The following is a 26427-nucleotide window of genomic DNA, read 5'->3' as shown; positions in this document are numbered from 1 at the left end:
CTCCCCGGAGGGGAGAGGGAGCAGAGCTAGCGGCGTTCAAGCACGGCATAGTACATGCCGTCGAGATCACCATCGCCGGGCAAGATCTGCCAGCCAACGGACGCAGCTTGTCCGATCGGTAGTTGCATCGGCATGACGCGCGCGTCGTCGCGAGCAGCAAGGAAGTGTTCGATCACAGCTTCGTTCTCGGCCCGTAACAACGAGCAAGTGACGTAAACGAGGCGTCCGCCCGGTGCGAGCAACGGCCATAGCCCGGCGAGAATGCGTTGCTGCTGTGCGACCAACGCAGCGATATCGCTGGCGCGGCGATGCAGGCGCACGTCGGGGCGGCGGCGCAGCACGCCGGTGGCGGAACAGGGGGCATCGATCAGGATGCAGTCATAGGGTTTGCCGTCCCACCACGCGGAAGGATCGCCCGCATCGCCGATGCGCAGATCCGCCTGCAGGCCGAGCCGCTCCAGGTTCTGGTGAATGCGTGCAACGCGCGTGGCGTCGAACTCCACCGCGGTCAGCGTGATGTCCGCGCGTTCCAGCAGATGACAGGCTTTGCCGCCGGGTGCGGCGCAGGCATCCAGCACGTGCTGACCGTCGCGTACGTCGAGCAGATCGGCCGACACCTGCGCAGCGCCATCTTGCACGGCGAACAGACCCTGCGTGAAGCCGGGCATGCGGGTGACGTCGCTGCTGTGCGGCAGCACGACGCCGTCGGCCAGCCAGGGATGTGGATCGACGGTGTAGCCGCCGGTGCGCAACTGCTCGATCAGGGCCTCGCGCGATGTGCGTCGACGATTCGCACGCAACATCAGTGGTGGTTCGCGATTGCAGTCGGCGAATACAGCGTCGGCGTGCGAAGGCCAATCGGTGGTGATCGTTTTCACTAGCCACGCAGGCATGGCGTAACGTGTTTGCGGCTGCGCATCCAGTTCCGTCAGCAGCGCGGTTCGCTCACGCTGCCAGCGGCGTAGCACGGCGTTCACCAGGCCGGCCAGGCGCGGGCGGTTCAAGGCACGCGCGGCTTCCACGGTGGCGGCGACGGCGGCGTAGTCCTGTAGTTCGAGAATGTCCAGTTGCACCAGCCCGAGCACCAGCAGCGCGTGCACTTCCGGTTCTTTGCGGCGCAGTGACTTGTCCAGCAGGCGATCGAGCACGGCGTCGAAGCGCAGCCACCAGCGCGCACCGTCGCTCAACAAGGCCATCAGCAGTGCACGATCGCGCGGATCGCGCAGTTTCGGCGCACGTTGCTCCATCGCTTCGCGCAATGACATGCCGTGCAGAGCGATATCCGCCAGCGCCTGCGCGGCGAGAGCACGCGTGTCGTTCATCGTGCGCTGCGCAGTTCGGGACGGGCGTTGAGATAGTCGGCAGCGGTGATGCGCTTGCCGCCGGCGCGTTGCAAGGCAGTAACGCGCAGCACGTCTTCGCCGCAGGCGATGTCGATGCCGTCGCGCTGGGCGGCGATCACGCTGCCTGGCGCAGTGTGGTGCGGCTGATCGATGGCGTGCGCGGCCCAGATGCGCACGGGCTCGCCAGCGATGTCGCCCTCGGCCACCGGCCACGGATCAAAGGCGCGCACCTGGCGTTCGAGCGCCATGGCCGGACGTGAGAAATCGAGCCGCGCTTCCGACTTCTCAAGCTTATGCGCGTACACCACGCTTGCCTCGGATTGCGGTGTCGCTTCAAGCGGCGCGCCCGAGAGCGTGCGGCGCAGGCCTTCAGCGAGCACACCGGCGCCGAGCGCGGAAAGCCGGTCGTGCAGCGTGCCGCCCGTGTCGTCGCGGGTGATCGGCGTGCGACGTTCCAACAGCACAGGACCGGTATCGAGACCGGCTTCCATCTGCATCAGATCGACGCCGGTTTCGGTGTCGCCGGCAAGAATCGCGCGTTGAATCGGCGCGGCGCCGCGCCAGCGCGGCAAGATGCTTGCGTGCACGTTCCAGCAACCGAGATGCGGAATCGCCAACACCTTGCGCGAGAGAATCAGGCCGTAGGCGACCACCACCATCAGGTCGGGGCGATAGGCTTCCAGCGTGGCGCGCACTTCCGCAGCTTTCAGCGTTTCAGGCTGTTCCACCGGAATGTTCGCCGCGAGCGCGGCCTGCTTCACGGGGCTCGGCGTGAGCTTGCGTCCACGACCGGCGGGGCGATCGGGTTGCGTATAGACAGCCACGACCTGCGCGCCGCTGGCGCGGCAGGCTTCGAGGCAAGGTACAGAGAATTCCGGGGTTCCGGCGAAAACGATTCTCAAGCTGTCGCCGCCTGCTTGCGCTGTTTCTCCATGCGCTTGAGCAGGATCGAGCGCTTCAGCGGCGACAGGTAGTCGACGAACACCTTGCCAGCCAGGTGATCCATCTCATGCTGGATGCACACGGCGAGCGGGCCTTCCACTTCGAGTTCGAAGGTTTTGCCTTCGATATCTTGCGAGCGCACCTTCACCTTCAGCGCGCGGGTGACGTCGGCAAAGATGCCGGGAAAGGACAGGCAGCCTTCCTGGTACACCTGCGTGCCTTCCTTCTCCAGGATCTCCGGATTGATCAGCGCGAGCGGCTGGTTGCGTTCCTCGCTCATGTCCGCCACCAGCACGCGCTGGTGCACGTTCACCTGTGTGGCAGCAAGTCCTACACCATTGGCGGCATACATCGTCTCGAACATGTCATCGATGAGCTGCTTCAATGTAGCGTCGAACGCGGTCACCGGCGCAGCCTTCGTGCGCAGCCGCGGGTCGGGAAACTCAAGAATTGTCAGGATAGACATGGGTACGTGCCTCAGACGCCGGAAATGCGGGCGAATTGGTAAAAAGCCACCCCGGCCGCGGTCTAGAATGTGGTTATTGTACGCGTTCCAAGTCATTGCCGGTGCGCAGTTTTGCCAACTGGCACGTGTTGCTTGGGTTGATGCTTCGGTTACACTCGCCCGAGTGTAGGGGGAGGGGGATTCCCGTTTATGATCAGAAAGTCCATCGGGCTGCTAGCCGGCATGCTGGTTACCGTGGCCGTTTATGCGGCCGGCGCACAGCTTCGTGCCGATCACCCCGACAGCTACACCGTGCGTCGTGGCGATACCTTGTGGGGCATTTCCGCTCGCTTCCTGTCCAAACCATGGTTGTGGCCGGAAATCTGGCAAGCCAATCCGCAGGTTCGCAATCCGCACCTGATCTATCCGGGTGACGTGCTCGATCTGTCCTTCGTCAACGGCGGCCCGTCGTTGCGCCTGGAGCCGTCCACGCATCGCGAAGGCGAGGCGATTCCGGCAGTGCCGCTCGACAAGCTCAAGCACTTCCTGAAAGACACGCGCGTGGTCGATCCCAGCGACGTGAAGGATGCGCCATACGTGATGGGCTTCGAAGAAGCCGCCCTCACCGGCACGGCCGGCCGCAATATCTATGTGCGCCACCTCGATGCGCAGCCCGGCCAGCGTTGGGCGATCGTGCGTCCCACCCATGTGTTCCGCACCTACGGCGGTGACGAAGCACAGCAGAGTGACGAGATGGCGGCCAATGTGGCCGACAGCGATGCGGCCACCCAAGGCACGCCGTGGAACGAGGAATGGGCGACCGACCTCGGCCGCTCCACGCCTAACCACGCCTTCCGCGGCAAGACCCTGGCGATGGAAGTCACTGTGATCGGCGAGGCCGAAGTGTTGCGCGGCGGTGACCCGGCCACGCTGCTGCTGCTGAATTCGATCATGGAAATTCGCGCCGGCGATCGCCTGATGCCGATCGACGACAATCCATACGATCCGTATTACTACCCGCATCCGCCCAAGAGTCTGCCTGACAACGGACGCGTGATCGCATTCGGGCAGGAGCGCCTGAGCCAAGTCGGCCCGTACGACATCGTGGTGCTGTCGGTCGGCTCGAAAGATGGCGTCGACAACGGAATGACGTTCTCGCTATGGCAGCCGGGCGAGCAAGTACCCGACGACGTGGCCCATAGCAGCTGGACCCGCTATGACCACAAGTTCGTGACGCTGCCGGACGAATACGTCGGCCACGTGATGATCTTCCGCACCTTCGACCGTGTCAGCTACGGTCTGGTGATGGATGGGCTCAAGCCGGTGCAAAAAGGCGCTCGGCTGAAGTTGCCCGAATAAAGCCGGCGTTCCCGACAAAGCTCACACGACGGCGCGGTCATCCCGCGCCGTTGTCGTTTTCGGCCTCGCGTAGACTCGCGCCATGAACGAGCAAGCGGAACTGCGCGATTGGTTGACGGCACTGCGCACGCCGGGACTGGGACCGGGCGGCTTGCGTGAGCGCCTGGCCGCTGCAAGTGGACGCATCGGCGAGGTGGTAAAGCAGCTTCAGCGCGACGCATCGGCGCTGAGTGCCGATGCGCAACTGTGGCTGCAGCAACCCGACGAAGCACGCATCGCCGCCGACCTCGCCTGGCTCAGCGAATCGCAGCATCGGCTACTGCGTTGTACCGATGCGGATTTCCCGCCGCAGTTGGAAACCATCCCGCAGCCGCCTGCCGCGCTGTTCGTGGCAGGCGATGCCGGCCTGCTGCTGCGTCCACAGGTGGCAATCGTCGGCGCGCGCAGCGCCAGCGTCGCGGGCAAGAGCAATGCCCGCGCATTCGCACGCCACCTGGCGCTGACCGGCTTCGTGATCACCAGCGGCCTGGCCGATGGCATCGACGGCGCGGCCCATGAGGCGGCGCTGGAGGCCGGACAGCCCACCATCGCCGTGATCGGCACCGGGCCGGACCTGGTCTATCCGCGCAGACACCGCCAGCTGTCCGCACGCGTGGCGACCGAAGGCGCGCTGGTCAGCGAGTTTCCACCGGGCACGGCGGCGCGGGCGGATCACTTTCCGCGCCGTAACCGCATCATCGCCGGGCTGGCACTGGGCACGCTGGTGATGGAGGCCGGGCTGCAGTCAGGCTCGCTGATTACCGCCCGGCTGGCGGGAGAGCAGGGACGGGAGGTGTTCGCCGTGCCCGGTTCCATCCATAATCCGCTCGCCCGCGGCTGCCACCGCCTGATACGGGATGGTGCGCGACTGGTCGAAAGCGCCTCGGAAATTGCCGAAACCCTGGTTCCCGCCGCGCGGGCGCTTGGGGCCGAACTGGCCCTGCGCCTGGAACGGGTGCCGGCGGCATCCACCGAGCGTGCCCGGCCGGCCTCCGGTGGCTGGCGCGACGATCCGGACTACCAGCGGCTCCTGGACGTGCTCGGGCACGACCCCATGGCCCTGGATGAGCTGGCGGCGCGCACCGGGCAAGGTGCTTCGGAACTGTCTTCGATGTTGTTGATGCTGGAACTGGAAGGTTGCGTGGAAGGGCTGCCGGGTGGCCGCTACCAACGCCTGCCGGGCGTCTGACTTTCGCTCCGAAAGGCGCGCTGCACCGCGTTTTCACGCACGCCAGCTTGACAGCCGTCGAGCTGGCGTGCTTCCAACTATAAATAGGCGGCCGTTCAGGAATGGCTGCAGCAAGACTTTCTGGAACCCCAAGCCACATGGCAAAAAACCTGCTCATCGTCGAATCGCCGGCTAAGGCCAAGACGATCAACAAATACCTCGGCAAGGACTTTCAGGTCCTGGCCTCCTACGGTCACGTGCGCGACCTGCTGCCGAAGGAGGGAGCGGTCGACACCGAGCACAACTTCGCCATGAAGTACGAGGTGATTGAGCGCAACGAGAAACACGTCGATGCCATAGCCAAGGCGGCCAAGGTTGCCGACGACATCTATCTCGCGACCGACTTGGACCGCGAAGGCGAGGCGATCAGCTGGCACATCAGCGAGATCCTCAAGGAGCGCGGACTCACCGACGGCAAGAAATTGCATCGTGTGGTGTTCTCCGAGATCACACCCCGGGCGATCAAAGCTGCCGTGGCCGCGCCGCGCGAGCTCTCGCTCGAGATGGTGGATGCACAGCAGGCGCGCCGTGCGCTGGATTACCTGGTGGGCTTCAACCTTTCGCCGGTGCTGTGGCGCAAGGTGCAGCGCGGTCTGTCCGCCGGCCGTGTGCAAAGCCCCGCACTGCGCATGATCGCGGAGCGCGAGGAAGAGATCGAAGCCTTCGTGGCGCGCGAATACTGGAGCGTGGAAGCGCAGCTCAAGCACGCCGAGGGCGACTTCAGCGCGCGCCTCACCAAGCTCAGCGGCAAGAAGTTCGAGCAGTTCGACCTCACCAACGAGGCCGACGCGATGGCCGCCCGCGCAGCGCTGAAGGAAGCCGCGCATGGCCAGCTCACCGTCAGCGAGGTCGGCAGCAAGGAGCGCAAACGCCGCCCCGCGCCGCCGTTCACCACCTCCACGCTGCAGCAGGAAGCCGCGCGCAAGCTCGGCTTCGGCACCACCCGCACGATGAAGATCGCGCAGGGCCTGTACGAAGGCGTGGGCTTGGGTAGCGAAGGCAACGTCGGCCTGATCACCTACATGCGTACCGACTCCACTGCGCTGTCGGGTGAAGCGCTGGGCGAGCTGCGCCAGCTCATCGCGCGCGACTACGGCAACAAGGCGCTACCCGATCACCCACAGGTGTATCGCACCAAGTCCAAGAACGCGCAGGAAGCGCACGAGGCGATCCGTCCCACCTCGGCCATGCGCACGCCGCGCGAGGTTGCAGCGTTCCTCAACGACGACCAGCGCAAGCTGTATGAGCTGATCTGGAAGCGCACCGTGGCCTGCCAGATGATCCACGCCACCATGAACACGGTGTCGGTGGATTTCGACGTCAAGCACGTCAAGGGCGGCGACGCCGCGTTCCGCGCTACCGGCACCACCGTGATCGATCCGGGCTTCCTGGCCGTGTACGAAGAAGGCCGCGACCAGAAAACCGCCGAGGACGACGACGAAGGTCGCCGCCTGCCGAAACTGGTGAAGGGCGAACAGGTGCCGCTCAAGGAGATTCTCGCCGAGCAGCATTTCACCGAGCCGCCGCCGCGTTATTCCGAAGCCAGCCTGGTGAAGGCGTTGGAGGAATACGGCATCGGCCGTCCGTCTACCTACGCCAGCATCATCCAGGTGCTGCAGAACCGCGAATACGTCTTTCTGGATAGCCGCCGCTTCCGTCCGACTGACGTGGGCCGCGCAGTGAGCAAGTTCCTTACCCAGCACTTCACCCAATACGTCGACTACGACTTCACCGCCAAGCTCGAAGACGAGCTCGACGCAGTGAGCCGCGGCGAAGAAGCCTGGGTGCCGCTGATGCGCCGCTTCTGGGAACCGTTCAAGCAGCAGGTGGAAGAAAAGACCGAATCGGTCGACCGTAGCGAAGCCACCGGTGCACGCGAACTCGGCACCGACTCGAAAACCGGCAAGCCAATCTCCGTGCGCTTGGGCCGCTACGGGCCGTATGCACAGATCGGCGACAAGGATACGGACGAGAAACTGCAGTTCGCCTCGCTGCGTCCCGGCCAAAGCATGCACACCATCACGCTGGAAGAGGCGTTGGAACTGTTCAAGCTGCCGCGCAAGCTTGGGGCAGCCGAAAACGGCGACGAAGTCAGCGTGGGCATCGGCCGCTTCGGACCGTTCGTGAAGCAGGGTGACACCTATGCTTCGCTCAAGCCGGAGGATGACCCCTACACCATCGAACTGCCCCGCGCGCTGCAGATCGTGCAGGAAAAACTCGAGCTACTCGCCAATCGCATCATCCAGGACTTCGGCAACGGCGTGCAGGTGCTCAACGGTCGCTACGGCCCGTACATCACCGACGGCGACAAGAACGCGCGCATTCCGAAGGATCAGGATCCGAAGGAACTGACCGAAGCGAAGTGCCTGGAACTGCTGGCGGCTGCGCCGGTCAAGAAAGGCCGGTTTGGCAAGAAGACCTCGACGAAGAAAGCCGCAGCCAAGGCGGCGCCGAAGAAGGCTGCGGCGAAAAAGACGGCTACGAAGAAGACCGTAGCCAAGAAGGTGGCTACCAAGAAAACCACAGCGAAGAAGACAGACAGCAAGAAGACGGTTGCCAAGAAGGCGGCGAGCAAGCGCGCCGAAGCGTGAAGTAGAGTCCAAATTAGAGATGTGCCCCTCCCCCTGCTTGCAGGGGGAGGTTGGGAGGGGGTGAACACTTGCGGGTAAGTCTGAGGCAAGTATTCACCCCGCCCCGGCCCTCCCCTGCAAGCAGGGGAGGGAGCAGATCACAGCAACTTGACTCCATCCGCATGCCCAAGCACTACACCCTCATCCAACTCCAATCCGTCGCCGACGCTTTGCGCAAAGGCGACGTAATCGCCTATCCCACCGAAGCCGTCTTCGGCCTCGGCTGCGACCCGCACAATCGCACGGCCTTCGAACGCATCTTCGAACTGAAACAGCGTCCGGCCACGCAGGGCGTGCTGCTGATCGCCGCCGATTTCACGCAACTCGCCCATTACGTCGACATGGCGAAGGTGCCGGCAGGTGTATTGGCGCAGGTGCGAGCAAGTTGGCCGGGGCCGTTTACCTGGGTGTTCCCGCGTAGCGCAGAGGTACCAGAGTGGGTAGCCGGTGCGCACCAGGGCATCGCCCTACGGGTGACCGCGCATGACCCGGCGGCCGCGCTATGCCGTGCCTTCGGTGGCGCCCTGGTATCGACCAGCGCCAACCCACACGGCCAGCCGCCGGCGCGCGATCTGGCCGCGCTTGAAACCTACTTCGGCGATGCACTGGATGGCGTGCTGGACGCGCCCCTGGGTAGCGCAACCCAGCCCACCACCATCCGGGACGCATTGACAGGCGCTATCATCCGAACCTGAATCCCGCAGAACACGGCTGCGGCGCGATGAGTGCCGATTCAGCTGTTGGCGTGAGATCAGGGGGCAAATTCCAGACACCGGCAGCACCGACCGATCTGGCCGGCGGAGGGTTTCGCATGGGTTGCAATCAGGAGTCTGCGCGTGGCGATCGTCTACGACACCTATCAACGTGATGAAGCGGAGCGCCTGCTGCCGCTGTTGAAGGTCGGCGATCCGCGCCGCGTGGTGGCGATGCACGAGTCCCAGGCGATCACTGCCGCGCAGTTCATCGCACACATGGAGCGCGTGGCCGCGCACCTGCCCGAAGGCCCCGCCGCAGTGAACCTGTGCGAAGACCGCTATGCCTTTCTCGTCGCATTTTGCGCCATTGCGCTGCGCGGTCAGGCCAATCTGCTGCCGCCTTCGCGCGCACCGCAGGCGGTGGAAGAGGTGATGGCCGCCCACCCAGGCTGCCATGCCGTGGGCGATCGCATTTTTCACCCCGCGCCGCAGCGCTACCACGTGCTGCCGCCGCTACCGGTCGACGAAGTCGTGCCGGACGACCTGGCATGGCCGTCCATCCCCGTACTGCAGACCGTGGCGGTGGGCTATACCTCCGGCTCCACCGGCACGCCGCGCTCGAACGTCAAATCCTGGCGCAGCCTGCACGCAAGTACGTCCGGCAACCTGCACATGCTGCACCAGGTGGTGGGCGAGCGATTTTCGGTGGTCGCGACGGTGCCTCCACAGCATATTTACGGCGTGGAAATGTCGATCCTGCTGCCGCTATTGGGCGACGTGCAGGTGCATTCCGGCCGTCCGTTCTTTCCGGCCGACATCGCCGCCGCCTTGGACGAAATGCCCGTGCCGCGCGTGCTTGTGACCACGCCGGTGCATCTGCGCGCGCTGGTCGCGTCCGGTGTGACGCTGCCGCCGCTGGCCGCGATGCTCTCGGCCACCGCACCGATGCCGCCCGAGCTGGCGGCGCAGGCCGAACAGCGCTTCCACGCGCCGCTGCTTGAAGTGTTCGGCTCCACCGAAACCTGCGCGTTCGCATCGCGGCGGGCGACCGTCGACAGTCGCTGGTCGCTTTATCACGGCGCGCATCTGCACCCGCAGCCCGACGGCACGCAGATCGAAGCGCCGCAGCTTGATGCCCCTATCGTGCTGGCCGATATCGTCACCTTGCACGATGAGGGCCGTAGCTTCGAACTGTGCGGACGCCATGCGGATCTGCTGGAAATCGCTGGCAAGCGCGCCTCGCTGGGCGATCTCACCCGCCGCTTGTTGAACATTCCGGGTGTCGAGGACGGCGTGGTGTTCCAGTTGGACGACGCCGATGCCATCGGTGTGCGGCGCATCGCAGCATTCGCGGTGGCGCCGGCGCTCGACGAGCAGTCCATTGTCGATGCACTGCGCGCCTTGATCGATCCGGTCTTCCTGCCCCGTCCGCTGCGCCTGGTCGAAAGCTTGCCGCGTAACGAGACTGGCAAGCTGCCGCGCGCGGCATTGCTGGACTTGCTGCGTACTTAGCGCCCTCTTCCCGGTGGCGAGAGGAAGCCAAAGCTCAAACACCCACTACAATGCGCGCTGCGCCGCGCAACAGCGGCCTCTTTTTAAAGCAGTGGAGCAGGCATGAAGGTTCTGGTGATCGGCAATGGCGGCCGCGAGCACGCACTGGCGTGGAAGCTCAAGCAATCGCGGCGCGTGAGCGGAGTGATCGTAGCGCCCGGCAACGCCGGCACGGCGCGCGAGCACGGCGTGCGCAATGCCGACGTGGCCGTCACCGACATCGAAGGCCTGCTGAAGCTCGCCAAGGCGGAGAAGGTGGAGCTCACTGTGGTCGGCCCGGAAGTACCGCTGGTGGCCGGCGTGGTCGACAAGTTCCGCGCCGCGGGCTTGCGCATCTTCGGGCCGCGCGCGATCGCCGCGCAGCTGGAAGGCTCCAAAGCTTTTGCCAAGGATTTCCTGCTACGCCACAACATTCCCACTGCGCGCTACGCCGTGTTCACCGAACTCAACAAAGCGCTGGCCTATGTGCGCGAGCATGGCGCGCCGATCGTGATCAAGGCGGACGGCCTGGCTGCAGGCAAGGGTGTGGTCGTTGCGCTCACTTTGGGCGATGCGGAACTCGCCTTGCACGACATGCTCGGCGCGCACGCTTTCGGCGATGCATCCTCGCGCGTGGTGATCGAAGAATTCCTCGACGGTGAGGAAGCCAGCTACATCGTGATGAGCGATGGCTCGCACGCGTTGCCGATGGCCAGCAGCCAGGACCACAAGCGCCGCGACGACAACGATCTAGGCCCGAACACCGGTGGCATGGGCGCATATTCGCCGGCGCCGGTGGTTACGGCGGAAGTAGAAAAGCGCATCCTCAAGGAAGTGATCGAACCGACCCTGCGCGGCATGGCTGCCGAAGGTGCGCCGTTCATCGGCTTCCTCTACGCCGGCCTGATGATCGACAAGCATGGCGCGCCGAAGGTAATCGAATTCAACGTGCGCTTCGGTGATCCGGAGACGCAGCCGATCATGTTGCGCCTGAAATCGGATATGGTCGACCTGATCGAAGCCGCACTGGACGGCGAGCTGCACCACACGCATGTGCAATGGGATGCGCGCCCGTCCATCGGCGTGGTGATGGCGGCGAGCGGCTATCCGGCCAAGGTGAAAACGGGCGACGTGATCGAAGGTCTGGATGCGGACTTCGGTACGGACGCGAAGGTGTTTCACGCCGGTACCAAGCTCGATGAACAGGGCCGCGTCATCACCGCCGGCGGACGGGTGCTGACCGTCTGCGCGCTGGGCAAGGACATCGCGGCGGCGCGCGAACGCGCGTACGACAGCATCAAGAAGGTCCATTTCGATGGCGCATTCTGTCGCAAGGATATTGCGCATCGCGCTTTGCGGCGGGGATAAATCTCGACGCAAATCTTTGCCGCCGTCATTGACCAGCTTCGCTGTTGTGAAGCCGGTCAATGAAGGCCATGAAGGTCATGCGAACGTCACGTCTGCGATCCAATTCCGCTTGCGCCGCGCCAGGCGGTCGTGAGTGCGCTCGCCATCGACCGTCGACGGCGAGCGTTGCAACAGCGATGGCGCCACATTCTCGAACGTATTCACGTTCACCACGGCATACAGCTTTTCATCGATCACGCTAGTGACCAAAGGCACGACGCCACACTGCTTGCAAACGTGGAAATCGGCCGTTTCCGTACCGAACGCATAGCGCGATACCTGCGCCGGATCTTTCACTTTGACGTGCAGCGAACCGGCCGGATAGGACGTCCATACACCACCATGCTTGCTGCAAAACGTGCACGTGCAGGCGCGCGCGGGAATGGCTTCGGGATCAGGTGCCCAGTCGAGGGTGAAGGTGATGTTTCCGCAATGGCAGCTTCCGGCGATCAACATGGCGTGCCCGTTGGTTGGCGTGTTCAGCGCGCAAGCATACGTCATGCTCACGTGCGTCGCGTGCGCAGCAGCCAGAGGTAGATCGAAAGATTTACGATCACCACCACCGCGCCGAGCACGAACTGGATATTTCTGGTCAGGCCGTCGGGATAGATCGTTGCGGTGAGGTAATGCCCGAGGCAATCGCCCTGGTAAGCCGCGGTCCCTGCGTGAACACGAAAATAGTTTTCGAGGGAAGTCAGTGGGCAGATCCACCCGCTGGCTTCCACAAACACCCCCCAAGCCGCCGCCGGAAGCTGCAGCCAGGGAACCCAGCGCCACTTCAACGCAAGCAGCGCGCCCAGGCAGACGAACAGGATGAAGGCCAGATGCAAGGCCAGTACGGCATCGGCAAGCAGCAGGTACATAAGGGCAGGGCCGTCGCTCGTGACGGAAACGATTTTCACGCTACGCTAGTGGCGACCCGTTTGCCAAGGATCCGCATGAGCCAGTTCGCCCTGCTAGGCAGTCGACGTTTCGCACCGTTTTTCTGGACGCAGGCGCTGGGCGCGTTCAACGACAGCGCCTTCCGCAACGCCATGGTGATGCTGGCGGCTTTCCAGATGGGCTTGTCGGATCGCGACGTTGGCTTGTACACCAACCTGGCGCCGGCGCTGTTCATCCTGCCGTTCTTTCTGTTTTCCGCCACAGCAGGTCAGCTAGCGGAGAAGTTCGAGAAGACGCGCATCATCCGTTACGTAAAGCTGTTCGAGATCGCCGCGATGGTGCTGGCGGCCTATGGCTTCATTACGCACCATCTGCCGCTGCTGCTGATCGTGTTGTTCATGATGGGCGTGCATTCGACTGTGTTCGGGCCGATCAAGTACGCGATCTTGCCGCAGGCGCTGCAGTCTAGCGAGCTGGTCGGCGGCAACGGGCTAGTGGAAATGGGCACGCAGATGGCGATCCTGATCGGCATGACGGTCGGCAACGTGCTGATGCTGATCGCCGGTGTGGGGCCGCATTTTTCCGCTGCGCTCACCATTGGCATCGCCGTGATCGGCTATTTCGTCAGCCGGCAAATTCCGCCAGCACCGGCCACCGCGCCGGAACTCAAATTCAACTGGAATCCTCTGAGCGAAACGGGACGCGTGCTGCGGATCACGCGCGAAGATCGCGCGGTCTTCAACGCGGTGCTCGGCATTTCCTGGTTCTGGTTCTTCGGCACGGTGTTGGTGGCGCAATTGCCGCTGTACACGCGCATCAATCTGGGCGGCGACGGCACGGTGAACACGCTGGTGCTTACCTTGTTCTCCATCGGCACCGGCATCGGTTCGTTGATGTGCGAAAAGATGTCGGGCAAGCGCGTGGAAATCGGCCTGGTGCCGCTGGGCGCATTCGGACTTACCGTGTTCGGCGTGGACTTGTTCCTGGCGCGTTCCGGCGCGGCGGCCCAGCGTGGCTTGGACTGGCTGGCGTTCCTGCAGGCGGCAGGAAGCTGGCGCATTGTGCTGGATCTCACTTTGATCGGCGTGTTTGCCGGCTTCTACGTCGTACCGTTGTTTGCGTTCGTGCAATCGCGCGCGCCACGCGACCGGTTGTCGCGCGTGATCGCTGGCAACAATATTCTCAACGCCTTATTGATCGTGATCGCCTCCTGCTTCGGGCTCGCGCTGGAGCGATTGGGGTTCAGTGCCGCGCAGATTTTTCTGTTCGCCGCGCTACTCAACGTAGTGGTGGCGGCGTACATCTTCACGCTGGTACCCGAATTCCTGATGCGCTTCATCACCTGGGTGCTGGTGAACACGCTGTACCGCATTCGCGTGGACGGCATGCGCCATCTACCGGAAGAAGGGGCAGCATTGCTGGTTTGCAATCATGTGAGTTTCATGGATCCGCTGATCCTGATGGCGAATTTGCGCCGTCCAGCGCGCTTCGTGATGTATTACAAGATCTTCAACGTGCCGCTGCTGCACTTCGTGTTCAAGACGGCAAAGGCGATTCCCATTGCCGGACAGAAGGAAGATCCGGCCGTGCTGCAGCGCGCCTTCGACGACGTGGATGCGGCGCTGGCGGATGGCGAGTTGGTATGCATCTTTCCCGAGGGCGGTTTGACCAAGGACGGCAGCATCGCGCCGTTTCGCGCTGGCGTGGAAAAGATTCTTGCCAGAAGGCCGGTGCCGGTAGTGCCGATGGCCTTGCGCGGCTTGTGGGGCAGTGTGTGGAGTCGACACGATTCGATGCTCGGACGCGCGCGCTTGCCGCGGCGTTTTCGTGCGCATGTGGAATTAATCGTGGACGCGCCGCGGCCACCGGAAGAAAGCAGCGCGGCGATGCTGGAGGAGCGCGTGCAGGTGCTGCGTGGTGACATGGCCTAGGCTGGGGTGCAAACCCCAGCATCGGAATCTATGCATATACGGCACTGTTGGGATTTACGCCCTAACCTGCAATCAGTGCAGCCAACTTCCCATCACAATTAACGCCACCACACTCAACCAGGCCAGCAACGCACGCAACAGCGCATCGCGCAAACGACGCAGCTCGTGCAGCGGATCGGTACGTTCTTCGATATAGCCGTCGCCACCTTCGATATCGGTCAGCACGTCGGCGCGCGCCGCGGCACCGAGGAAATCGGGATTGGACAGATACCAGCTGTTCGGCGCTGCCTGCTGGTGCCAGCGGCGCCACGCGCCGATCACCGCATCCCAATGGCCCACCAGCGCCAGCGTGAAAACCATCAGCTGCGCCGGCAGCCAGTCCAGCGCATTGGCCAGATAACGCGCGTTGGTGCGTGCGCCGGCATCCAGTGCCAGCGACGTGTCGTGACCCAATTGCCGAGCGAGACGATAGAGCAGGGCGCCAACCGGGCCGAGCACGAAAAACCAGAACAGCACGCCGAAGCGACGGCGCAATGCGGCATAGGCGGTGGCTTCGCCGAGATCGGCGGAGCGCCAAGCGACGGTTTCGCCGTCGTCCGACAAGACTTGTGCAGCAGCCTCGCGGCTGGCCTGGTCGGGAGCTTTGAGGATCGCTTCCAGATCGGCTTCGAATGCATGCGGTCCCAAGGAAAACAGAAGTACGGCCAGCGCAAACAGCAATAGCAGCAGATCCGACAGTGGCAGGCGGTGCAATATCCAGATCACCAGCGCGCAGACCACTACCGGAACCAGTACCGCCAGTACCACGCGGCCCACGCCGCTGGTATCCGCCAGTTGATTCACCCAGCGCCGGAAGCCGGCGTCACCACGCCAGCACGCCAGTTGCGGCTGCAAGTGCAGCAGTCCAAGAGCGATGAGCGCGGCGAGCAGGCGTATGGCCATGAAAACGGACTCCCTCCAATGGCTGCGATTGTATGCGAGTGATGTGGCCGGATTCACGAATCCGCAAGAAGCTTCAAAGCTTCACTGTGCTACCAGTGCATCCAGATCCAGCCCTGCGCGCTGCTGCAGCCAATGCGAGAGCAACTGATAAGACACGGAAAGCGGCGTTGGCGTCTTCAAGCTGCCGTCGGCCAGCCCGTCGATGATCTGCTGTGGCGTAAACCAGCGCGCATCTTCCAACTCGTCGTCGCGCAGCTGGATGGTGGAGGAAAGCGCGGTGGCGGTGAAGCCGACCATCAGCGAAGCCGGCATCGGCCAGGGTTGCGAGGAGTGGTAATGCACGTCGCCCACGATGACGCCGGCTTCCTCGGCGACTTCGCGTCGCACCGCATCTTCCAGCGCTTCGCCCGGCTCCACGAAGCCGGCGAGAGTGGAGTAGCGCCCCGGCGGCCAGCTGGCTTGGCGCCCGAGCAGGCAGGCACCTTGGTATTCGACGATCACAATGATCGCCGCGTCCGTGCGCGGAAAATGCAGACGGCCACAGGCAGGGTTGGTGCATTGCGCACGGTGGCCGGAGGACACCAACTGCAGCGCCGCGCCGCAGCGCGCGCAGAAACGGGTTTCGCGCTGCCAGTGCGCTAGGCCCTTGGCGTAGGCGAACAGGCCAGCTTCGTCGGCTGCCAGGCGCAAACCCGCTTCGCGCAGGCTCACGCGCCGGGCGTTGAAGGTTTCTTCCAGCGTGGCGACGTCGTCGTTCTCGCCGAGCAGCAGCATGAAGTGCGGTTGCCCGTCGGCAATGCCGAGCAGGCTCCAGGATGCGTGTGCTAACAGGCGCGTCCGCTCGCCGGCATCAAGCCAGCGCAGGGCTTCTTCTTCCCGATGCAGAAAGGCGTCGCCTGCGGCATCCAGTAGCAGGTAGCGCGCGTCGGGCGAACCGGCTTTGGCCGCGACCCAGTCGTAGGCGTCGCGCTGTTCGGCGACGCGGTCGAGAATCAGGCTGAGTCCGGCGAAAGTGTTGAGCTTCGTCGCAATCATCCGGACTGGCCAGCGCTTACGTTGAGAACGAGGAACCGCAACCGCAGGTGGTCTTCGCGTTCGGATTGCGAATGACGAACTGCGAACCGCTGAGGCTCTCGGTGTAGTCGATCTCGGCGCCGGTGAGGTACTGCAGGGAAAGCGGATCCACCAGCAGGGTGACGCCTTCGCGGTCCAGCGCAAAATCGTCTTCCGCGCGCGTCTCATCGAAGGTGAAGCCGTACTGGAAGCCCGAGCAACCGCCGCCGCTGATGTACACGCGCAGCTTGAGCTCCGGGTTGCCTTCTTCCTGGATAAGTTCGTGCACCTTGCGCGCAGCGGCCTCGGTGAACAGGAGGGGCGCGCCGGCCTGGCGGTAATCGGGGATGGCTACGATGGTTTCCATGGCACGGATATGGGGCTGCAACACTGCGGGCTCAAGCATATCAGCTTGAACCCATGGACCGGATTTAGCCTCGCCGTCCGATTCAGGCGGTTGCTGTCTCATGCCGCAGTTCCGGCGCGGGCAGTTCGCGGTGAACATGGTCGTCGCCCTGGTGCGCGATGCGGCCATTTACCTGGGCGCCGGCGGCCATCTCCAGGGAGCTGTAGCGAACGTCGCCTACTACGCGGGCCTGCGTGGCCAGCTCCAGCCGCTCGCTGGCGTAGATGTCGCCGGTCACCTGGCCGTTGATCATGGCGTGCGGCACGCGCACTTCGCCCTGCACCTGGCCATGCTCGCTCAGCGTAAACACCGCGTTGGCGCCTTCGCCCAGCACTGCACCCTCGATACGGCCTTCCACGTGCAGCGTGCCGGTAAAGCGGACGTCGCCGCGGATGATCGTGCCCTGCGCGATCAGGCTGGTGTCGGCGTGGCGGGAGGAGGTAGGTTCATTGCGTTTGTTACGGCTGAGCATCGGATTCCCCTTGGGTGATCGTGACTGGGCTGGAGAGGGCATCGTTCCAGGCAACCGCGCGGCTGACCGGGTCGCCATTGTCGGGCGTGACCGTGACATGCAATCGCGTCGGTCGAAAATCGGCCGGCAGCGCGATGGTGGTGTGCAATTGCTGAAAGTAGCGAAAGCGGAAGGGGATGCCGTTCTTTTCGGCGGCATCGCCGAGCGTGGACCAATCCAACTGCACGACCTTGTTGTTGCGCAGGCCTTCCACGCTGACCGTGGTGGTGCCGTTGGTATCGTCGTTGCGCTTGACGTTCTGGGTGAGGCTGATGGTGAGGTTCCAGGCTTGCGAATGCGGCACGGGCTGCAGGGAAACTTCCTGCACTTTCAGGCCTTCGCGTTGCGCATCGCCGCCGACCAGTCGCGAGTAGAAACCTAAATCGGCGCGTAGTCCGCTGATTTCTTCATCGCGCTGTGAAATGGTATGGCGCAGCGCCTGGTTGGCGACGTCGCCGACTTGCTGTGAGCGTTGCAGGTTGGCGGCATCCTGCTTGAGCTTTTCGTTCTCCGCGGTGAGCGTGCGCAGCGCGCGTCGATCCACCAGGCTCGGCCCCACGCTTTTCCACGCGCCGCTTAACAGCGCGGTGATCACCACCACCAGCAACAGACTACCCAGCCAGGCCAGCCCCAGCCACAGCATCCTGCGACGCTGACTGGCAGCGTCGTGCGGACGTACGACGTAGCGGGGCGGTGGACGGGAAGCCATGGATGGCCCTTCCGGCAAAACGGTGGGTATAGCCCGTCCGTGATGAGACCGTCAAGAAAGCGACAGGCGCTTTGTGCGGCAGATCGCCTTGGCTTGTCGCGAAGCAATACGTTCTTAACTTTGTTGCGGCTTGATCTGTCTGCGCAGACCGAAATGGCCTGACGTGAATCAAGCACACAAGCGCTTGATTCACAGAAAGTGACGCGAAGCGATTCAGCTTTCCATCTTCGATTGCAGGTAACGTTCCGCGCCGATGTCTTTCACTAGGCTTAGCTGCGTTTCCAACCAATCGATGTGATCTTCTTCCGCGCGCAGAATTTCCTTGAACAGATCGCGGCTCACGAAATCGGCTACGTTTTCACTGTGCGCGATGGCGGCGCGCAGATCCTGCACGGCGGCCAGTTCCAGATCGAGATCGCATTGAATGCATTCGAGCGCGTTCTCGCCGATGCGCAACTTGCCCAGATGTTGCAGATTGGGCAGTCCTTCCAGAAACAGGATGCGCTCGATCAGGCGATCGGCGTGCTTCATCTCGTCGATTGATTCTTCGTACTCGTGTTTGGCGAGTTCGCTGTAGCCCCAGTTCTTGAACATCCGGAAATGCAGAAAATACTGATTGATCGCGGTCAGTTCGTTGTAGAGCACCTTGTTGAGGAACTCGATGACCTTGGCGTCGCCTTTCATGGCTGTTCTCCGGTTTGGGGCTGATGCGGAACTATACGTGCTTGGCGCGGCGCGTTGTCGCGACACGGATGATTCGCCACGAAAAACGCCATCGCTTGGAGGCGATGGCGTTCGAAGCATCCGACAATGTGCGGACGGTCAGGCGGCGACCAGAATCGGCAGATCCACTGCGACCTGCGCGACGGCCTTGTCCAACGTGGCGCGGGCTTCGGCTTCGCAGCAGCCGCAACAATCGGAACAGCCGGTGCGTGCTTGCAGCTCGGGGAAGCTACGCACGCCGTCGGCGGCCGCGCGGCGGATGTCATGATCGGTAACGGCGTTGCACAGGCAAATGTACATGTCGCGTATTTCAACGCGAATGCGAATGATTGTCAACTAGAGTTCAGCCAGCCGATTCAGGCGGCCCGCTGGCCGCGGCCAGCGCGGCTATGCAGCTGCGGCTGCGGACCCAGTTGAATGCACAGCGTACTTTCCACCAATGGTGCGAAATGGCGCAGGGCGCGGTGGTAGACGTCGCGCTTGAAGTTCACCACGTGGGCGGCTGGGTACCAGAAATCCACCCAGCGCCAAAGGTCGAACTCGGGCTTCTCGCAGCCGTCCAGGCACAGCGCATCTTCACCACCGACCAGCTTCAACAGGAACCACACCTGCTTCTGGCCGATGCAGGTGGGATGCTGGTGATGGCGGATATAGCGGCTGGGCAGCTTATAGCGCAGCCAGCCGCGGGTGCTGGCCATGACTTCGACGTGTTGGGGCAGCAGGCCGGTTTCCTCCTGCAGCTCCCGGTACATGGCCTCCACCGGCGTTTCGTCGCTGCGCATGCCGCCCTGGGGGAACTGCCAACCGTCGCGATGGACGCGGCGCGCCCAGAACAGCCGGCCGTCTGCATTTAGCAGCACAATGCCAACATTCGGACGGTAGCCATCTGCGTCGATCATCCAGCCTCCTCGGGGCCTGTCGCTGCAGTCTGCCAGACGTCAGCGCACGTGACCCTGGATCGATTCAACCACAGCCTACGAAGCGGGAGCAAGCCAACCACTTGAACAGCAAGGGCGGCCCGATTACACTTCCGCGCCCCGCCTGAATAGAAGCCCATCCGGTTCCCGGACGGCGCATCCCTTGGCTATGTAGCTCAGCCGGTTAGAGCACAGCACTCATAATGCTGGGGTCGGTGGTTCGAGTCCACCCATAGCCACCATCTCCTTTGACGTCATCCATGCCAGACCCTCGATATCGAGGGTGCATTCCGTTGTCTGATGTCATCCGGTGCCCGGGCGCATTCTCGGCACCTATCTCGGCCGGGCGTGGCTTACCGGTTTGAACGACAAGTTCTATTTCCCGGCAGTGTTCGTTATCAACCTGTAGCTGGCGCTGTGGTTTTACTCGCTGGCCAGGCGGCCATCGTCGACGCAGGCGCAAGCCAGGTCGTCAGGTCAGCTTTCAGGGCGAGTCGCTCCTGCGCGCAACCTCGGTAGCCGGATGCAGGCCATTCGTGGGCGGGCATTGCCTTTCATTTTTCCTTTTGAAAACAGTGCCTTGAAAATTCTCGGCGTTGTCGCTAATCTAGTAACTTGCATAATGATAGTTACTAGCGCATGATGTGCACCCAAGCACACAGCTTGGGTGGTAAAGCGCCATGCAGCGGACCAGTTTTGACGATATGCGATGCCCGATCGCGCGAAGTCTCGAGCGCGTCGGGGAGTGGTGGAGCATCCTGATCCTGCGCGATGCCTTTCTTGGCGTGACGCGTTTCGATGATTTCCAAAGCAGCCTCGGTATTGCGCCGAACATGCTCACGCGCCGGTTGCGCGCCCTGACCGATGCCGGCCTGCTGGAGCGTCTGCGCTACAGCGAAAAGCCGCCTCGCTACGAATACGTGCTGACGCCGCGCGGGCGTGATTTCCGGCCCGTGCTGTTGGCATTGATGGCTTGGGGCAATCGTCACTTCGCGACCGAAGGCCCGGCCATGCAGTTGATCGACGAGCGCACTGGCGAAGTGGTCGAGCCCATGATGGTGGATGCCAAGACGGGTGAGCCCATCGACCGCGCACGTCACGCCATGCATGCGGGGCCCGCCGCCGACGAGCGCATTCGCTCCCGCGTCAACACCTATCGGCAACGACGCGCGCAACAGCGCGCCACGTCGACCAACTCATCGCAGTAATGGCGGAGCAGGGTCATGAGCACCGTTATTGCCGACAAGCGATTGGATATTCCCGACGTCACCGAAGCGGTGCCACCCAAATCCAGGCGCAAGCACGCGCTTCGCATTGCGATGGGGGCCGCTTTATTGCTGGGCGTGGTCTACGGCGTCCATTGGTGGAGCATCGGGCGGTTCATTCAGGACACCGATGATGCATATGTAGGTGGCGACATCACGGTGATCGGACCCAAGGTATCCGGCTACATCGCTGCGTTGAACGTGACGGACAACCAGCAAGTGCACGCCGGCGATCTGCTGGTGAAGATCGATGGCCGCGATTACCTCGCCGCACTGGCGAAAGCCGAGGGTGCAGTCGCTGCGCAAGAGGCATTGCTTGCCAATCTCGATGCCACCGAGCAGTTGCAACAGGCGGTCATCAACGAAGCGAAGGCAAACATCGCCGCAGCCAGTGCCGAAGCCACCCGCGCGCATGATGATCGAGTGCGCTATCAGCAACTGGCGGGGCGCGCGGCGGTCTCCGTGGAAAGCGCGCAGCGTGCGGATGCAACCGACAAGACGGCTCGCGCCAATACCGAAAAAGCCGAGGCGGGATGGATCGCCGCGCAGCGCCAGCTCAATGTGATTGCCTCGCAGAAACAGCAGGCGCGCGCGGCCCTTGCGCAAGCGAAGGCGGAGCGCGATATCGCCGCTTTGAACGTGAGTTACACCGAATTGCGCGCACCGGTGGATGGCGTGATCGGCAACCGGCGCGCACGCGTCGGTGCCTATGCCGCTGCAGGTACTCAACTTTTATCAGTGGTGCCCGCGCATGGTTTGTGGGTGGACGCGAACTTCAAGGAAGACCAGCTGGCGCACATGCAGCCGGGCCAACTCGTCGACATTCGCGCGGACGTGCTGCCAGGTCGCACGTTCCACGGTCATGTGACCAGCCTTGCGCCGGCCACTGGCGCCGAATTCAGCGTGCTGCCACCGGAAAACGCCACCGGCAACTTCACCAAGATCGTGCAGCGTGTGCCGGTGCGCGTCACGCTGGACAAGAAAGACGACGCGCTCGGCCTGCTACGCCCCGGTCTTTCCGTGATTGCTGAAGTCGATACGCGTGCATCAGCCGGCAGCAGTGCGCCATGAGCTTGCGCGCCGCCTTGGCTGCGCCCCCGATTGATCCGGCGGAGCTGGGTGCTGCGAAGAAAGTGTTCGCCTTCGCCAGCATGTGCGTGGGCATGTTCATCGCGCTGCTCGACATCCAGATTGTGTCGGCATCGTTGCGTGATATCGGCGGTGGCCTTTCCGCAGGTGTGGATGAAACGGCATGGGTGCAGACGAGCTACCTGATCGCGGAAATCGTCGTCATTCCCTTGTCAGGCTGGTTGTCGCGCGTGCTCTCTACACGCTGGCTGTTCGCCCTATCGGCCGCCGGCTTTACGCTCACCAGCTTGCTGTGCGGTGCCGCGTGGGACATCCAGAGCATGATCGTCTTCCGCGCGCTGCAGGGTTTTCTCGGCGGCTCGATGATTCCGATGGTCTTCACCACTGCCTTCGTGTTCTTCAACGGCAAGCAGCGCGTGATCGCGGCGGCAACCATCGGCGCCATCGCCTCGCTTGCGCCGACGCTCGGCCCGACGCTGGGCGGCTGGATCACGGATCATTGGTCGTGGCACTGGTTGTTCTTCATCAACCTCGTGCCCGGTTTGTTCGTCACCATTGCCGTGCCGATGCTGGTGAATATCGATGCGCCGGATGTTTCGCTGCTGCGTCGCGCTGACTATTTCGGCATGCTGCTGCTGGCGATCTTTCTGGGCTGCCTGGAGTACACGCTGGAAGAGGGCCCGCGTTGGAACTGGCTGACCGACAGTACGATCACCGCGACGGCCTGGCTTTCCGGCCTTTGTGGTGCCGGGTTCGTGATACGCAGCCTGACGTACGATCATCCGGTCGTGGATCTGCGCGCATTGAAAGATTTGAATTTCGCGTTGGGTTGTCTGTTCTCCTTCATCACCGGCATTGGCATATTTGCCACCATCTATCTCACACCGATCTTCCTCGGGCGCGTGGAAGGCTATAGCGCTTTGCAGATCGGTGAGGCGGTGTTTTCCACTGGCATCTTCCAGATTCTCACCATTCCCTTGTATGCGTTCCTTGCACAGCGCTTCGATCTGCGCTGGATCCTAATGGCAGGGCTGGCGCTATTCGCACTGTCGATGTGGGACTTCACGCCGATCACGCATGATTGGGGCTCGCATCAACTATTGCTTCCGCAGGCGCTTCGTGGTGCAGCTCAGCAGTTGGCGGTGCCGCCGGTAGTGACCTTGACGCTCGGTGGTTTGCCGCCGGCACGCCTGAGACTTGCCTCTGGGCTGTTCAATCTGATGCGCAATCTCGGCGGCGCCATCGGCATCGCCATATGCGCAACCATTCTCAACGACCGAACCAATTTGCACTTCTATCGGCTGGCCGAGCACCTCAATAGCACCAATGAGGCCATGAACCAGTGGCTCGCGCAGAGCGCCGGACATTTCGCCAGCGTAGGTGATACGGATGGCGAGCTGCAGCAGTTGTGGCGGCTGACGTTCCGGGAGGCGCAAACGCTCTCCTACGCAGATGCGTTCCTGGCCATCGCCGTCTGTTTCGTCGCCGCCACCATGCTGGTGCCGATGATGCGTAAGGTGGCGCCTCCTCCCACACCGTCGGCCGATGCGCATTGAGGCGCGTTATCCATGTTCACACCCGTCAAAAAACAGCTCTTCAGGCGCACGGCTTTGTTCGCCGTGCTTGCCATGGCACTTTCCGGCTGCATGGTTGGCCCTGATTACACCAAGCCCACTGTGCAGACGAACGCGCAATACGTCGGACAGCAGCACTTAGCTCAACGCAATGCGTCGCAGTCCGCACCTGCGCTGGATACCTGGTGGATGGGCTTCGACGATCCAGAGCTCGCGCGCATCATCGGGCGTGTGACGGCGCAGAATCTTGATCTTGCCGCAGCGATGGCGCGCGTCGACCAGGCACGTGCGGCGGCTCGCGAAGCCGGCGCCGCGCTGCTGCCGCAGGGCAGCCTGGATGCGCAAGCGGCACGCATCCACCAGTCGCTCGACAGCCCCCTTGGCGAAATCGGCAGCGCGTTACCTGGCTACCACCGAGATCAGACCTACGAAACCATCGGCGCCGGCGCGAGCTGGGAACTCGATCTTGCCGGCGGCCTCCATCGCGGTGCTGAGGCAGCGCAAGCTGAAGCGCAGGCGGCCGAGGCTTCTGGCATTGGCGTGCGTGTATCGCTCGCAGCGGAGGCGGCGGATGCGTATTTCCGTGTGCGCGGTGCACAGGCGCGTCTCGCTTTGGCGCAGCAGCAGGTGGAAACGGAAAACCGTCTGCTCGATCTCGTTCGTTTGCGTCTTGCCGGCGGCCTGGCTACGGCGCGTGAGCAGGCGCAAGCCGAGGCGTTGGTGCTGCAAGCACGCGCCACTTTGCCGCCATTGCAGATCGAATTGGAGCAGCAGCTCAACCGACTCGATGTGCTGATGGGCATGGCACCCAGCACCTATCGCGAGGAAGTGCTCGCCAGCACGCAGCGCTTTGCCGTGCCTTCTATCGACACCGATGGCGGTCCCGCCATGCTGCTGCGTCGGCGTCCGGACGTGATGGCGGCCGAGCGGCGGCTGGCCGCTTCCAATGCGCGCATCGGCGAAGCGACGGCCGAGTATTACCCAAAGGTTTCGCTCGGTGCGCTGCTTGGCTTCGAAAGCTTGCGTAGCGGTGAATTGTTCACGGCGAAAGCGTTCCAGCCGCAGGCAGCGCTCGGGTTGCATTGGCGCTTGTTCGATTTCGGCCGCGTTGATGCCGAGGTAGTGCAGGCCAAGGGCGCCAACGCGGAAGCGCTGGCCGCGTATCGCCAATCCATGCTGCGTGCGACCGAAGATGTCGAAAATGCCATCGTCGCGCTCAACGAGCTGGAACGTCAGCACGACGAGTTGACCAAGGAAGTTGCCGCGCATGAGCGCGCTCGCGCGGCGGCTGAGGATGCCTACAAAGGCGGCGCGGTGAGCTTGCTCGAAGTACTGGATGAAGATCGCCAATTGCTTGCTTCGCGCGACGAGCTGGCGCGCGTGCACGCCGACGATGCACGCGCCGCAGTCGCCGCCTTCCGCGCGCTTGGCGGCGGCTGGATCCCGGCATTGGATACGCGTGCTACGGCCACTACATCACAGATGTAGTCAGTCTTTAGAACCTCTCACAGGAGCGTTTCATGACATCCGAAATCGTGCTTTGCCATCCCGTTCGCACGGCGATCGGCGGCTTCAATGGTGCTCTACGGGACGTGCCCGCTACTACGTTGGGCGCGACGGTTATCCGCGCCGTGATGGAGCGTGCCGGTCTTGCCAAGGACGCGATCGATGGCGTGGTGATGGGGCAGGTGGTGCAGGCCGGCAGCGGCATGAATCCCGCGCGACAAGCCGCCATCAATGGTGGGCTAGACGTCTCGGTGCCTGCCATGACTGTGAATCGCGTGTGCGGTTCGGGTGCACAAGCGATCGTTTCCGCCGCGCAAGACATCCTGTCCGGACAAGGTAGTGTGATGCTGGCCGGTGGCATGGAGAACATGGATCGCGCACCGTATCTGGTGAGCAATGGCCGCTGGGGTTATCGGATGGGCCACGCGCAGATTTACGACAGCATGCTGCTGGACGGTTTGCATGATGCGTTTTCGCAAAAGCATTCGGGCTGGCACACCGAGGATCTGATCGCACAGCACCAACTGGATCGCGAAGCGCAGGATCGCTGGGCATTGCGCTCACAGCAGCGCTTCGTCGCTGCGCGCGATGCGGGGCTTTTCGATGCGGAGATTGTTCCGGTCGACATCTCCTCGCGTAAAGGCACGGAACTCTTCCAGCGTGATGAGGCGCCGCGTCCAGAAACCACGTTCGAAGGCTTGGCGCGATTGAAGCCGGCTTTCCGCGAGGGGGGCACCCTTACTGCCGGCAACGCGCCGGGCTTGAACAGTGGTGCAGCGGCGATGGTGGTGGCGGAGCGTGGCGCGGCCGAATCTCGCGGTCTGGCACCGATGGCACGTCTGGCGGGATTTGCGATTACTGCGGTGGAGCCGGGCATGTTCGGCATGGCGCCCATCTCGGCGGTGAAGCTTGCTGTGCAGCGTGCCGGGTGGAAACTCGATGACGTCGAACGCTTCGAAATCAATGAGGCGTACGCAGCCATCGCCATCATTGTCGCGGGTGAGCTGGGGCTGGACGAGGAACGCGTCAACGTGGAAGGCGGCGCCGTGGCGCATGGCCATCCGATCGGCGCGACAGGCGCCATTCTCACCACGCGCTTGCTGCATGCGATGCGGCGTGAAGGTCTGCATCGCGGCGTGGTGACGCTGTGCATTGGTGGAGGCCAGGGCATCGCGCTGGCGCTGGAGGCGATATAGGTTGGAGGTGAGGCGAAGCCGAACCCCGACGCGGGTTCCGGGCGCACGGCGTTCGGGCGTATAGTCTTAACGGTCATCAGACCGTGACATCCGTCTTGCTAACCT

25 protein-coding genes and 1 tRNA gene are annotated in these 26427 nt (G+C 63.2%); 13 read left to right on the top strand and 13 right to left on the bottom strand.

Going from position 1 to position 26427, the window contains the following annotated elements:
• Window positions 1–26: 26 nt before the first annotated feature.
• The 3 genes from rsmB to def are packed head-to-tail and all read right to left on the bottom strand — an operon-like array spanning window position 27 to window position 2751.
• A complete protein-coding gene (gene rsmB, locus ISP18_RS16905; RefSeq protein ID WP_380014662.1) occupies window positions 27–1322 on the bottom strand; it encodes a 16S rRNA (cytosine(967)-C(5))-methyltransferase RsmB in 1296 nt (431 codons plus the stop codon).
• Window positions 1319–2245 carry a methionyl-tRNA formyltransferase gene (gene fmt, locus ISP18_RS16900; RefSeq protein ID WP_380014659.1) on the bottom strand — a complete coding sequence of 309 codons (927 nt, stop codon included), beginning with the start codon at window positions 2243–2245 and terminating at the stop codon, window positions 1319–1321. The genes rsmB and fmt overlap by 4 nt, the downstream gene beginning before the upstream one ends.
• A complete protein-coding gene (def, locus tag ISP18_RS16895) occupies window positions 2242–2751 on the bottom strand; it encodes a peptide deformylase (RefSeq protein WP_380014656.1) in 510 nt (169 codons plus the stop codon). Before def ends, fmt begins: the two co-directional genes overlap by 4 nt.
• Window positions 2752–2940: 189 nt before the next feature.
• Here def and ISP18_RS16890 point away from each other — a divergent pair, with 189 nt between their 5' ends.
• The 6 genes from ISP18_RS16890 (at window position 2941) to purD (ending at window position 11579) form a co-directional block, all read left to right on the top strand.
• Window positions 2941–4089 (top strand): LysM peptidoglycan-binding domain-containing protein, encoded by a 1149-nt coding sequence (locus ISP18_RS16890; RefSeq protein WP_380014653.1) that lies wholly within the window; start codon window positions 2941–2943, stop codon window positions 4087–4089.
• A gap of 82 nt (window positions 4090–4171) precedes the next feature.
• On the top strand, window positions 4172–5317 hold the full coding sequence (gene dprA / locus ISP18_RS16885) for a DNA-processing protein DprA (RefSeq protein WP_380014650.1): 1146 nt from the start codon (window positions 4172–4174) through the stop codon (window positions 5315–5317).
• A gap of 137 nt (window positions 5318–5454) precedes the next feature.
• Window positions 5455–7947, top strand: a complete 2493-nt coding sequence (locus ISP18_RS16880) for a DNA topoisomerase I (RefSeq protein ID WP_380014647.1) — start codon at window positions 5455–5457, stop codon at window positions 7945–7947.
• Between the two features lie 161 nt (window positions 7948–8108).
• Window positions 8109–8681 carry an L-threonylcarbamoyladenylate synthase gene (locus ISP18_RS16875; protein ID WP_380014644.1) on the top strand — a complete coding sequence of 191 codons (573 nt, stop codon included), beginning with the start codon at window positions 8109–8111 and terminating at the stop codon, window positions 8679–8681.
• A 141-nt stretch (window positions 8682–8822) separates the two neighbouring features.
• Window positions 8823–10193: an AMP-binding protein gene (locus tag ISP18_RS16870; protein ID WP_380014641.1), complete on the top strand. Its 1371-nt coding sequence runs from the start codon at window positions 8823–8825 to the stop codon at window positions 10191–10193.
• Window positions 10194–10295: 102 nt separating this feature from the next.
• A complete protein-coding gene (gene purD / locus ISP18_RS16865; protein WP_380014638.1) occupies window positions 10296–11579 on the top strand; it encodes a phosphoribosylamine--glycine ligase in 1284 nt (427 codons plus the stop codon).
• A gap of 75 nt (window positions 11580–11654) precedes the next feature.
• Here purD and ISP18_RS16860 read toward each other — a convergent pair whose 3' ends face one another.
• Both ISP18_RS16860 and ISP18_RS16855 read right to left on the bottom strand, forming a co-directional pair.
• A complete protein-coding gene (locus ISP18_RS16860) occupies window positions 11655–12119 on the bottom strand; it encodes a GFA family protein (RefSeq protein WP_449757886.1) in 465 nt (154 codons plus the stop codon).
• A gap of 2 nt (window positions 12120–12121) precedes the next feature.
• On the bottom strand, window positions 12122–12520 hold the full coding sequence (locus tag ISP18_RS16855; protein WP_380014632.1) for a DUF2784 domain-containing protein: 399 nt from the start codon (window positions 12518–12520) through the stop codon (window positions 12122–12124).
• 36 nt (window positions 12521–12556) lie between these two features.
• Here ISP18_RS16855 and ISP18_RS16850 point away from each other — a divergent pair, with 36 nt between their 5' ends.
• A complete protein-coding gene (locus ISP18_RS16850; RefSeq protein WP_380014629.1) occupies window positions 12557–14431 on the top strand; it encodes an MFS transporter in 1875 nt (624 codons plus the stop codon).
• Between the two features lie 72 nt (window positions 14432–14503).
• On the opposite strand, the gene ampE is transcribed toward ISP18_RS16850, so the two are convergent.
• The 8 genes from ampE to ISP18_RS16810 all read right to left on the bottom strand — a co-directional run bounded on the left by ampE (window position 14504) and on the right by ISP18_RS16810 (window position 19674).
• Window positions 14504–15373: a regulatory signaling modulator protein AmpE gene (ampE, locus tag ISP18_RS16845; protein ID WP_380014626.1), complete on the bottom strand. Its 870-nt coding sequence runs from the start codon at window positions 15371–15373 to the stop codon at window positions 14504–14506.
• Between the two features lie 81 nt (window positions 15374–15454).
• Window positions 15455–16408, bottom strand: a complete 954-nt coding sequence (nudC, locus tag ISP18_RS16840; protein WP_380014623.1) for an NAD(+) diphosphatase — start codon at window positions 16406–16408, stop codon at window positions 15455–15457.
• Between the two features lie 16 nt (window positions 16409–16424).
• Window positions 16425–16793, bottom strand: coding sequence for an iron-sulfur cluster insertion protein ErpA (gene erpA, locus ISP18_RS16835; RefSeq protein WP_380015881.1), 369 nt, complete (start codon window positions 16791–16793; stop codon window positions 16425–16427).
• Window positions 16794–16875: 82 nt separating this feature from the next.
• Entirely contained in the window at window positions 16876–17304 is a 429-nt protein-coding gene (locus ISP18_RS16830) for a bactofilin family protein (RefSeq protein ID WP_380014620.1), read from the bottom strand.
• The gene (locus ISP18_RS16825; protein ID WP_380014617.1) at window positions 17291–18052 is read right to left on the bottom strand and encodes a DUF6776 family protein; all 762 of its coding nucleotides are present in this window, start codon (window positions 18050–18052) and stop codon (window positions 17291–17293) included. The genes ISP18_RS16830 and ISP18_RS16825 overlap by 14 nt, the downstream gene beginning before the upstream one ends.
• Window positions 18053–18265: 213 nt before the next feature.
• Window positions 18266–18736 carry a bacterioferritin gene (gene bfr, locus ISP18_RS16820; RefSeq protein ID WP_380014614.1) on the bottom strand — a complete coding sequence of 157 codons (471 nt, stop codon included), beginning with the start codon at window positions 18734–18736 and terminating at the stop codon, window positions 18266–18268.
• Between the two features lie 138 nt (window positions 18737–18874).
• Window positions 18875–19075 (bottom strand): (2Fe-2S)-binding protein, encoded by a 201-nt coding sequence (locus tag ISP18_RS16815; protein WP_380014611.1) that lies wholly within the window; start codon window positions 19073–19075, stop codon window positions 18875–18877.
• Window positions 19076–19131: 56 nt separating this feature from the next.
• Complete coding sequence (locus ISP18_RS16810) at window positions 19132–19674, bottom strand: RNA pyrophosphohydrolase (protein WP_380014608.1); 543 nt, start codon at window positions 19672–19674, stop codon at window positions 19132–19134.
• 183 nt (window positions 19675–19857) lie between these two features.
• Between ISP18_RS16810 and ISP18_RS16805 the strand changes: the two genes are divergently transcribed.
• From ISP18_RS16805 to ISP18_RS16780, 6 genes are all read left to right on the top strand, one after another.
• Window positions 19858–19934: transfer RNA gene (locus ISP18_RS16805), tRNA-Met, on the top strand.
• A 438-nt stretch (window positions 19935–20372) separates the two neighbouring features.
• The gene (locus ISP18_RS16800; protein WP_380014605.1) at window positions 20373–20900 is read left to right on the top strand and encodes a winged helix-turn-helix transcriptional regulator; all 528 of its coding nucleotides are present in this window, start codon (window positions 20373–20375) and stop codon (window positions 20898–20900) included.
• Between the two features lie 15 nt (window positions 20901–20915).
• Entirely contained in the window at window positions 20916–22028 is a 1113-nt protein-coding gene (locus tag ISP18_RS16795) for an HlyD family secretion protein (protein WP_380014602.1), read from the top strand.
• Entirely contained in the window at window positions 22025–23602 is a 1578-nt protein-coding gene (locus tag ISP18_RS16790; protein ID WP_380014599.1) for a DHA2 family efflux MFS transporter permease subunit, read from the top strand. The genes ISP18_RS16795 and ISP18_RS16790 overlap by 4 nt, the downstream gene beginning before the upstream one ends.
• A 12-nt stretch (window positions 23603–23614) precedes the next feature.
• Window positions 23615–25108: an efflux transporter outer membrane subunit gene (locus ISP18_RS16785; RefSeq protein ID WP_380014596.1), complete on the top strand. Its 1494-nt coding sequence runs from the start codon at window positions 23615–23617 to the stop codon at window positions 25106–25108.
• Window positions 25109–25140: 32 nt separating this feature from the next.
• A complete protein-coding gene (locus tag ISP18_RS16780; protein WP_380014593.1) occupies window positions 25141–26322 on the top strand; it encodes a thiolase family protein in 1182 nt (393 codons plus the stop codon).
• Window positions 26323–26427: the final 105 nt, after the last annotated feature.

The sequence above is a fragment of the Dyella humi genome, from assembly GCF_044904605.1.
Lineage (GTDB): Bacteria > Pseudomonadota > Gammaproteobacteria > Xanthomonadales > Rhodanobacteraceae > Dyella_B > Dyella_B humi.
This window is presented reverse-complemented; position numbering and strand designations above follow the sequence as displayed.